At 63.8% G+C, this 9,044-nt stretch carries 10 protein-coding genes and 1 pseudogene; 6 read left to right on the top strand and 5 right to left on the bottom strand.

The window, feature by feature from the left end; all coding sequences use genetic code 11:
- The 5 genes from LPA44_RS17690 to LPA44_RS17670 form a co-directional block, all read left to right on the top strand.
- The coding region (locus LPA44_RS17690) for an LLM class flavin-dependent oxidoreductase (protein WP_442903420.1) at positions 1-443 on the top strand (443 nt) is incomplete at its 5' end.
- Positions 444-508: 65 nt separating this feature from the next.
- A complete protein-coding gene (locus LPA44_RS17685) occupies positions 509-1,336 on the top strand; it encodes an alpha/beta fold hydrolase (protein WP_230890804.1) in 828 nt (275 codons plus the stop codon).
- Between the two features lie 234 nt (positions 1,337-1,570).
- Positions 1,571-2,440 carry a branched-chain amino acid ABC transporter permease gene (locus tag LPA44_RS17680; protein ID WP_230890803.1) on the top strand — a complete coding sequence of 290 codons (870 nt, stop codon included), beginning with the start codon at positions 1,571-1,573 and terminating at the stop codon, positions 2,438-2,440.
- Positions 2,437-3,432 (top strand): branched-chain amino acid ABC transporter permease, encoded by a 996-nt coding sequence (locus tag LPA44_RS17675; RefSeq protein WP_230890802.1) that lies wholly within the window; start codon positions 2,437-2,439, stop codon positions 3,430-3,432. The genes LPA44_RS17680 and LPA44_RS17675 overlap by 4 nt, the downstream gene beginning before the upstream one ends.
- A gap of 69 nt (positions 3,433-3,501) precedes the next feature.
- Positions 3,502-4,722 (top strand): ABC transporter substrate-binding protein, encoded by a 1,221-nt coding sequence (locus LPA44_RS17670; protein ID WP_230890801.1) that lies wholly within the window; start codon positions 3,502-3,504, stop codon positions 4,720-4,722.
- A 144-nt stretch (positions 4,723-4,866) separates the two neighbouring features.
- Here LPA44_RS17670 and LPA44_RS17665 read toward each other — a convergent pair whose 3' ends face one another.
- Both LPA44_RS17665 and LPA44_RS17660 read right to left on the bottom strand, forming a co-directional pair.
- The gene (locus tag LPA44_RS17665; protein WP_230890800.1) at positions 4,867-5,586 is read right to left on the bottom strand and encodes an ABC transporter ATP-binding protein; all 720 of its coding nucleotides are present in this window, start codon (positions 5,584-5,586) and stop codon (positions 4,867-4,869) included.
- The gene (locus tag LPA44_RS17660; protein WP_230890799.1) at positions 5,583-6,335 is read right to left on the bottom strand and encodes an ABC transporter ATP-binding protein; all 753 of its coding nucleotides are present in this window, start codon (positions 6,333-6,335) and stop codon (positions 5,583-5,585) included. The genes LPA44_RS17665 and LPA44_RS17660 overlap by 4 nt, the downstream gene beginning before the upstream one ends.
- An 80-nt stretch (positions 6,336-6,415) precedes the next feature.
- On the opposite strand from LPA44_RS17660, the gene LPA44_RS17655 reads away from it, so the two are divergent.
- The gene (locus tag LPA44_RS17655; protein ID WP_230890798.1) at positions 6,416-7,195 is read left to right on the top strand and encodes an SDR family NAD(P)-dependent oxidoreductase; all 780 of its coding nucleotides are present in this window, start codon (positions 6,416-6,418) and stop codon (positions 7,193-7,195) included.
- A 15-nt stretch (positions 7,196-7,210) separates the two neighbouring features.
- Here the strand turns inward: LPA44_RS17655 and LPA44_RS17650 are convergent, their stop codons facing one another.
- From LPA44_RS17650 to LPA44_RS17640, 3 genes and pseudogenes are all read right to left on the bottom strand, one after another.
- Positions 7,211-8,269, bottom strand: coding sequence for a 2,3-butanediol dehydrogenase (locus LPA44_RS17650; RefSeq protein WP_230890797.1), 1,059 nt, complete (start codon positions 8,267-8,269; stop codon positions 7,211-7,213).
- Between the two features lie 42 nt (positions 8,270-8,311).
- The gene (locus LPA44_RS17645; protein ID WP_230890796.1) at positions 8,312-8,704 is read right to left on the bottom strand and encodes a VOC family protein; all 393 of its coding nucleotides are present in this window, start codon (positions 8,702-8,704) and stop codon (positions 8,312-8,314) included.
- A gap of 35 nt (positions 8,705-8,739) precedes the next feature.
- A pseudogene (locus tag LPA44_RS17640) lies at positions 8,740-9,044 on the bottom strand (oxidoreductase); the annotation flags it as partial.

Genomic DNA, 9,044 nt, shown 5'->3' with positions numbered 1-9,044 from the left:
GTTGGACGCCGGGTGACGATAAGTTCACCATCAATCGCACTATCTACGTCGCTGAATCGATGGAGCAGGCCCGCGAGGAGGCCGAGGAACACCTCGAATACTACTACAAGACCCTCACTGCGGGAATCCACAAGGGCGCGACGGCGTTCATGATGGGCGACGACGAGTTCGACCCGGACAACCGCGAGAAGTACGTCGAGAACCTCCAGCCCCACGGCAAACTCGCGAACAACTACGACTTCGATGAGTTCCAGGAGATGGGTGAAATCATCGTCGGCACTCCCGAGTACGTCGCCGGCGAGATCGAGCGCCAGTACGAGGAACTCGGTGTCGGTCAGATTAACGGGCTCTTCCAGTTCGGAAGCCTCCCCCACGAGAAGGTCGAGAAGAGCCTCGAACTCTACGCCGACGAGGTCAAGCCCGCCGTCGACAAACTCGGCTAAACCCGTCCCCGATTCGCTCACGCGGTGACCAAAGAGCGAAGAGACTGGGGATCGAGGTATGACTCATGCAGACGCACACCGTTCGCGGCGGCGACGACGTTACACTCCACGTCGAGGAGACCGGGCCGGCTGACGGGCCGGCGATACTCTTCTTGCACGGCTACTCGCAGTCACGACAGTCCTGGCGCCCGCAGTTCGAGTCCCCGCTCGCGGACGACTACCGGCTCATCGCACCGGACAACCGTGGCCATGGTGAATCAGAGAAGCCCCCGGGAACTGAACCCTATCAGGACTCGGCGTTGTGGGCGGCCGATGTCGACGCTATTCTCACTGAACTCGACGTCGAGAACGTCGTACTCGTCGGGTGGTCGTACGCTAGCCTCATCGCACTCGACTATCTCGCGGAGTACGGAACCGAACGCGTCACCGGCGTAAATCTCGTCGGGAGCGTCTCCGGGATGGGGACGGAGGCGGCGGCGGAGCTGCTCGGCCCGAAGTACGTCGAGCTGTTCCCCGAACTTACTTCGCGCGACGCCGAGGTGAGCGTGGACGCCCTCGAGACGTTCCTCCGGCGGTCGGTTCACGAGCCACTTCCCCTGGACGAGCATTACTTCATGCTCGGGTTCAACGTCGTCGTCCCGCCACACGTCCGCGATGGGATGCGTTCGCGAACGCTCTCGCACCGTGACACCCTTCGCGATCTCGACGTCCCCGTGTTGGTGACACACGGCGCCGAGGATCTCGTGATGGTGGAGGAGACCGCGCGCGTTCACGCCGACCTCGTCCCGGACTCGCGGACGTCGATCTACCCCGACGTCGGGCATATGCCTTTCTGGGAGGCTCCGGAGCGGTACAACCGTGAACTCCGAGCGTTCGTCGAGGAGTGTCGCTGACCGCGCCCGCGCTGGGGCGCCATCGAGTGGGAACGTGAACTTTGACGGTGCTCGGGTCGTGGTACGTATGTCGAACGTCGCGGCGTCACGGTTGCAGACAGGACAGGGGCCGAAACCCGGCTCCACCCGTTTCTGGATCGCTGAGGCGGGTTTCGTGATGCCGTGTTTCTCCCTCACTTGTATCGCTCCTAACCACCACAACTTATATCATCGACAATAGTGCTGGATATGTGTATGGCACAGATACTCGCGGCATCAACACTCGAGATCTTGGTTGACGGGCTCGCCCGGGGCGTGTTGTTCGCCTTACTCGGACTTGGCATCACGCTGGTCTTCGGGCTCGGCGGCGTCCTCAACCTCGCTATCGGGGTGTTCGCCGTCATGGCCGTCCTCGCAACGGTCACACTCCTCGGCATCGTCAACAGCATCGTCGCAGCCATCATCGGCGGCTTACTGGTCATCCTCCTCATCGCCCTCGTGGTAGACAGGACGCTGTTCTCCCTCGTCTATCAATCGGAGGGGAGCGAGCGCGAGCTCCTCGGCATTTTCGTCACGCTCGGCCTCGCGACCTTCCTCGATGGCCTCCTGTACATGCACTTCCCGTCCGGCTACTCGATTCCGTGGCGCGTCGGCGCCATCAACGTCGGAGGACTCGTCTTCCAGAGTTCGTCACTCCTTATCATCGGGGTCGGTATCGTCCTGTTCATCGCCTTCTACGCGTTCCTCGAACGTACGTACCTCGGGAGCGCGACGCGAACCGTCATGCAGGACGAGACGGGGGCCCTGCTCTGTGGCATTAACCCGCGGCGCATCCGCACGCTCGTCTTCCTGTTGAGCGTCCTCATCGCCGGTATCGCCGGCATGCTCTACAGCATCGCGTACACGATCAACGTCTCCGCCGAGTTCACCCTCGGAATCTACGCCGTCCTCGTCTCGGTCGTCGGCGGCGTCACGAACGTCACGGGAACGATCGCGGCGGGACTCTTCCTCGGCGTGCTGTTCACGTTCTCGAACGCGTGGATCGGCTCCTTCGTCGCGAACATCATCGTCTTCCTCGTAACAGTGGCTGTGCTCATCACGAAAGCGGAGGTGGTTTCGGCATGAACTGGAACTGGGAGCAGGCCCGCATCGCTATCGTCACGGTGCTGCTGGCACTGATACCGCCGGTACTGTTCATGAACTCCTACGTCTCGCGTCTGTTCACCCTCATCATCATCTTCGCGGTGATGGCGATGGCTCTGAACATCGTCTTCGGTCACACCGATCAGCTCTTCCTCTTCTCGGGGGCGCTGATGGGAACTGGCTCGTACACGACAGTGCTACTCGCGCAGTGGCTCGGCATCACGCCGTGGATTTCCCTCCTCGCCGGCGCGCTCCTCGCGGGCTTCGTCGGTGCCCTCGTCTGTTACGTCGCCACGCGACAGAACCTCTCTGTCCTCGTCATCGCCATCTTGACACTCGCACTCCAGCTGGCGTTCATCCAGTTCGTCTCCGGTGCGAGCTCCATCACTGGTGGGAGCACCGGGCAGGTCTTCGTCGGATTCGGACTCGAGGGGATCGCTGACTCCATCCCCGGCCCCGAGCTCACGATCCTCTACTACATCGTCCTCACGGTGTTCGTCGCGACGATGCTCGTCTATTACTACATCACGCACTCGAAGTACGGGCTCGCCTTCGACGCGCTCCGCCAGGACGAACTGGCGGCCGAGTCCGTCGGCATCGACGTGGTTCGCTATAAGACCATCGCTGGCTTCACCGCCGCGTTCATCATCGGGTTCATCGGTCCGTTTTATGTCCAGATGAACACGTACATTCAGCCCTCCATCTTCGGATTCGGATCTATCGACGTGCTCGTGCTCATCATGCTCATCCTCGGGAGCCTGCGCACGCTGCTCGGCCCGCTCGTCGGCTCCGTTATCCTGCTGTACGTGAACCAGCAGCTCCAGTCCGCGGGTCAGTGGAGTACTGTCATCCTCGGTCTCCTGCTCATGTTCCTGTTCCTGTTCTTCCGGCAGGGGATCGTCACGTACGTCTCGACGCTGATCGAGGAACGGACGGACATCGGTGAGCGGATCCGCTCGCTGGGTTCGTCATAGTCATAGCGCAGCCGCCTACACAACTTTTATACACTCACCTCTCATCCTTTGGGCCATACACCAACGACCATGAAGTATTCAAACAGGCGGAAGTTCGTCAAGACAGTCGGTGCTGGTGCTGGTATCGGACTCGTAGCCGGTTGTCTCGGCGGCGGTGGCGGCGGCGGTGGAAGCACGACGTCGAGCGGGACGATCAAGATCGCTGCGCTGGAGCCGCTGACGGGTCCGTTTTCCGCGGACGCGCAGCGTCACCTGCGCGGGCTGCGGTTCGCGGTCGAGCGGATCAACCAGAGCGGTGATCTGGATCGAGACCTGGAAGTCCTCTCGGTGGACACCAAGACGAGCGTGCAGACGGCGACGAACGCCTTCTCGCGACTGATCGAGCAGGAGAACGTCGTGGCGGCGACCGGGCCGGGCGCGAGCGACGTGGGTATTCAGACCTCGCGCGTGGCCGAAGAGGAAGGCGTCCCCCTTCTCCTGTTCGCGTCCGGCGGGGTGGAGCTGACCCCGGAGACGCGCTACACGTATCGAGTCGGGCTGCCACCGATCTACATGGACGCGACGGCTCAGGCGCAGTGGATCAACGAGCTTGGCGCGTCGAAGGTCGGCGCGATCGTGGAGTCCGCCGTGTGGGGGCAGGGCTTCCTGAACTCACTGACCAACGAGCTGGGAGACAGCGTCGAAGTGGTGTCCCGGGAAGCGCCAGTGACGGAAACGACGTTCACGTCGTACCTGCGGCAGATGCCCAAGGACGTCGACGTGTTCACGGGGAGCGGACACCCGGTCGGGCTCGACAACATGTACATGCAGGCGTACGATCTGGGCTTCGAGCCGGAGGCGTTCCCGGCGGCGATCGAGCCGGCGTCGGTGAGCTACGACGTCATCGGGGAGCCGCTCCTGTATGAGTCGTTCGCACCGTTCTACAACGTCGACTTCGAGTCGGATCGGTACAAGTCGGTGGCGAGCGACTACTACGAGACGCACAGCGCGTTCTTCGACAACCCGGACGCGTGCGGGTTCGTGTCGGGGAAGGCGATCGCCGAGGCGATAACGGTCGCCGGGAGTACGAACCCAGAGATGGTGAGTCAGGGGCTGCGGGACATGAAGCTAGAGACGGTCTTCAGCTTCCCGCTGTCGTACAACGAGTGGTGCGAGATGGAGAACGTGGTGCAGACGTACTACGGCTTCGAGAAGGGAGCGCCGGAGTACTACCCGGACGGGAACTTCAAGCTGACGCCGCAGTTCCGCTCCGAACCGGTCCAGCCTGACCCCGACTTCACGCTCAGCTAACGCCCCGCGATCCACGGTCTCGTTTTTTCGCTCACGTATCACCGAACCGCATACGCCAGCGTCTGTGACTCGCGGCCGCTCGATGCTGTCGCTCGTCGAGTAAGCCTGCAAGAACCGAACGGTGAGTGGCTGCTGTCCGCCGATTCAGGCGCTCCCGCGCAGGTAGGCGTCGACGACGTGGTCGCTCTCGAGGAGCTCGTCGCCGGTTCCTTCATCGACTATGCGACCGTTTTCGAGCAGGTATGCGCGGTCGGCGAGACCCAGGGCACGGTCGACGTGCTGCTCGACGAGGAGAACGGTGATGTCCTCGCTGATGGACTCGATGGTGTCGAAGACCCGCTCGACGAGCTGCGGAGCGAGCGCGCCCGACGGCTCGTCGAGCGCGAGCACGCGCGGCTGGGCCATGAGGCCGCGACTGATGGCGAGCATCTGCTGTTCGCCGCCGCTGAGGGTACCGGCATCCTGGTCACGGCGCTCCTTGAGGACGGGGAACATCTCGTACACCTCATCGAGGGTGTCGTCGAAGCTCTCGCGCTCGGTGTACGACCCCATTCTGAGGTTCTCGTACACGGACATATCTCCGAAGAGGTTGCGCGCCTCGGAGACGTGGACGAAGCCGCGGTCGGTGATCTCCTCTGCGCGGAGACCGGTCGACTCCTCGCCGAACAGCTCGATGCGGCCGTCCATCGGCTCGAGAATCCCGGAGAGCGTCTTGAGGAGTGTGGTCTTTCCGGCGCCGTTCGGGCCGATGACGCTGACGATGTCGTCCTCCTCCCGGACTTCCATCGAGACGTCCCAGAGAACCTGGAGGTCGCCGTAGGCGACGTCGACCTCGTCGACGGTGATCGTGTTGTTGTCGCTCATTCCGCCACCTCCGCGGCCGTTCCGTCCTCGTCGCGCTCGCCGAGGTACGCTTCCGCGACTGCGGGATCGTTCTGTACCTCCTCAGGCGTTCCGTCAGCGATCTTCTCGCCCTGATTAAGCACGACGATACGGTCGGTCGCGCCCATGATGGCGTCCATGATGTGCTCGATCCAGAAGACCGAGATGCCACGTTCGTCTCGAACCCGCTGTAAGGTGTTGGTGAGCTTCTCGAGCTCGGTGGGGGTGAGGCCGCTCCCGATCTCGTCGACGAGGAGGAGGTCGGGGTTGGCAGCGATCGCGCGCGCGAGCTCGACGAGCTTGCGGTCCATGAGGTTGAGTTCGCTCACGTCGGCGTCTTCGCCGTGGGAGATGTCGACGAAGTCGAGGGCGTCGCGGCCGACGTCCGCGGCTTCGGAGCGGCTCAGCGATTTGCCGGAGCCGAAGAGCGCGCCGATGAGGACGTTCTCGAGAACGGTTTCCTCGTCGAAGGTGCGCGGCGTCTGGAACGTCCGCGTGATGCCGTGCTGGGCGATCTGGTGGGATTCACTCCCTGTGATGTCCGTTCCGTTGAACGTGATCGTTCCCTCGTTCGGCGGGTGGACGCCGGTGAGCGTGTTGAACAGTGTGGTTTTCCCGGCGCCGTTCGGACCGATGAGGCCGACGATTTCGGCATCGTCTATTTCGAGGTCGACGCTGTCGACGGCGGTGAGGCCACCGAAGCGCTTGGTTACGTTAGTAGCACTTAACATAGTATGGTATGGGATAGACCAGATGATAAATCGTGTGGTTAACCGGTGGCTTCATACTTCCTCCCAGCAATTGGTGGCGTATGGCCGAGCTATTGACCGGCAAGACCGCTGTCGTCACGGGCGCTGCGAGCGGTATCGGGCGTGGAATCAGCCTTGCACTCGCCCGAGAGGGTGCAGACGTCGTCGTCGCCGACCTCCGCGAGACGCCCCGCACGGAAGACACGACACCGACGGTCGAGGCGATACACGAACGGACTGACGCCGACGCAGAATACGTCGAGTGTGACGTCACCGACTACGAGAGCGTCGAGAACGCGGTCGACGTCGCCGAAGAACGCGGTGGCATCGACATCATGGTGAACAACGCCGGTATCACCCACGGCCCGACGTTCCTCGAAACCGACGAGGAGGACTACTACGACATTACCGACGTCAACCTCAAGGGCGTCTACTTCGGCTGTCGCGCCGCCGGTGAGCGCATGGTCGCCAACGGCTCCGGCTCCATCATTAACGTCTCGAGCACGGCAGCCAACCAGGGATTCGACGAACCGGGTGCAGCCTTCTACTGCGCGACGAAAGGCGGCGTGAAGTCGCTGACCTTCGCGCTCGGCGAAATCCTCGGCCCGGAGGTTCGCGTGAACGCCATCCAGCCCGGCTTCACCGCGGGTACCGGTCTGGCTGCGGACAACCACGACGAAGAGGCCGAGCGCGCGCGCGCCGCCGAGACTGCCCTCGACCGCCTTGGCACCCCCGAGGATCTCGGAAACGCCGCCGTGTTCTTCGCGAGTGACCTCTCTTCCTACATCACGTCTGAAGCACTCCTCGTCGACGGCGGGTGGGTCAACGTCGGCGGCCCCTAACGCCGCTCCCGTCCCTCAGGGCTGCACTAGAACCTTCATCTCCTGACTGTCCGGATCGAGCAGTCGCTCGAACCCTTCCTCGACGATGTCCTCGAGAGCGATGCGGGCCGTCACGAGCGCCTCCGGATCGAGCGTGCCGTCCGCGAAGTTTCGGGCCGTCACGCCCGCCTCTTCCTGCGAGCGCGGGCCACCGTGGAACGCCGCAGTTCCGTTCACGGTTCGCTCGCGTGTCACGACGTCCGTCGGATGAACCGTCGCGGACTCCTCGAAGAGGCTGACGATGGTCGTCCGCCCGCCCGCCCGCGTGACGTCGATGGCTTGGTTGAGCGTCTGCTCGATACCTGCCACCTCGAAGGCGACGTCAACGCCGCCGGTCGCCGCACGGACGTGCTCGACGGGGTCGGTCTCCATCGGGTCGATGACGTGCTCGACGCCGACACGTTCGGCGGCTTCGCGGCGCGCGTCCTGTGGCTCGGAGAGATAGACCGGCCCCGCGTTCGCCGCACGTGCGGCCTGTGCGACCGTATTCCCGATCGGTCCGCCACCGAAGACCACGACACTCTCACCCGCCGACAGGTCGGCCTGATGGACGGCGTGGAGGCCGACGCTGAACGGTTCGACGAGGGACGCGAGTTCGGGCGAGACGGCGTCGGGCACGGGAACGACCTTCTCCGCGGAGACGACGACGTTCTCGGCGAACCCGCCGTTGCGCGAGAGACCGACGAATCCCCCGTTCTCGCAGAGGTGGTAGTCGCCACGCTCGCAGGGGCGACACGACCCACACCAGACGATGGGGTTGACTGCGACGGTCGTCCCGACGGCCACGTCCACGTTCTCGCCGACCTCCGCGACGGTGCCGCCGATCTCGTGGCCGATAGTGAACGGGAGCGCCTCCCCCGTAACGGGGTGGGGTTCAGTCGGAATCGTCATCGGGCCGGCGGCGTACTCGTGGAGATCGGAGCCACAGATACCGCAGGCCGCGACGTCGATACGGACGTCGTTCGGCCCGACGTCGTCCGGCTCGACGTCCTCGATGCGCACGTCGCCTTCGCCGTAGTATCGCGCTGCTCTCATTGTCTCAGAGAGCCTTCGGCCGAAGGCGTGATAAAGACTAGCTTACAGGGCAGCGGAGACTTCGACCGTGTAGCCGTCCGGATCGGCGAGTAGCATCATTCGCCGTCCCCAGTCGACGTCGCGGGGTTCCATGCGAACGGTCACGTCCGCGTCGACGGCGCGCTCGTGTACTTCGTCGACCCCTTCCGGCGATCCGGCGTCGATGGCGGCGATAACGCCTTTCCCTCGCTCGTCGCCGGGCTCCTCGAGGCCGAACGCGTCGAGGACATCCCTGCCGAAGTCCGATTCCAGGACGAGCGTGCACTGGCCGCTATCGAACTCGACGTTCCCGTCGTTCACGACGTCCGACTCGAGGCCGACGACGTCGCGGTAGAACGCAGTGGACGCGTCCAGGTCTGTTACCATCAGCAGCGTCTGGTGGAGGCTCGGGCTCACGACAGGGAGTTCGCCCCCCGGCGCTTTAATTGATTTCAGGCCGGACCGAAGCTCTCGATGGCCGCGTCCGTGGCGACGTGTCCCGCGTCCTCGAGCAGCTCGCGCACGTCCTGAATGAAATCGTCGAAGCCGAAGACGAAGACGTTCTCCGTCGCGACACCGTCGAGGTGGTCGGCCGCGGTGTCGAGAGCAGTCACGACATCGATGGTCGCACCTCGTTCCGCGAGCGCGTCGAGTCGGTCGCCGTGTGGCGGGTTCTCGCCGTGGAAGACGACCGTCGCGTCGAACCCCTCGTCGAGCGCGCGCTCCGCGACGCCGACCGCGGGACCGAAACCCGGCC

It is taken from the genome of Halobacterium sp. KA-4 (assembly GCF_021028995.1).
GTDB lineage: Archaea > Halobacteriota > Halobacteria > Halobacteriales > Halobacteriaceae > Halobacterium.
This window is presented reverse-complemented; position numbering and strand designations above follow the sequence as displayed.

Coding starts and splice junctions, on each gene's coding strand:
- LPA44_RS17655 (WP_230890798.1), top strand. CDS start 6,416: ATGGCCGAGCTATTGACCGGCAAGACCGCTGTCGTCACGGGCGCTGCG.
- LPA44_RS17670 (WP_230890801.1), top strand. CDS start 3,502: ATGAAGTATTCAAACAGGCGGAAGTTCGTCAAGACAGTCGGTGCTGGT.
- LPA44_RS17665 (WP_230890800.1), bottom strand. CDS start 5,586: ATGAGCGACAACAACACGATCACCGTCGACGAGGTCGACGTCGCCTAC.
- LPA44_RS17660 (WP_230890799.1), bottom strand. CDS start 6,335: ATGTTAAGTGCTACTAACGTAACCAAGCGCTTCGGTGGCCTCACCGCC.
- LPA44_RS17685 (WP_230890804.1), top strand. CDS start 509: ATGCAGACGCACACCGTTCGCGGCGGCGACGACGTTACACTCCACGTC.
- LPA44_RS17650 (WP_230890797.1), bottom strand. CDS start 8,269: ATGAGAGCAGCGCGATACTACGGCGAAGGCGACGTGCGCATCGAGGAC.
- LPA44_RS17675 (WP_230890802.1), top strand. CDS start 2,437: ATGAACTGGAACTGGGAGCAGGCCCGCATCGCTATCGTCACGGTGCTG.
- LPA44_RS17680 (WP_230890803.1), top strand. CDS start 1,571: ATGGCACAGATACTCGCGGCATCAACACTCGAGATCTTGGTTGACGGG.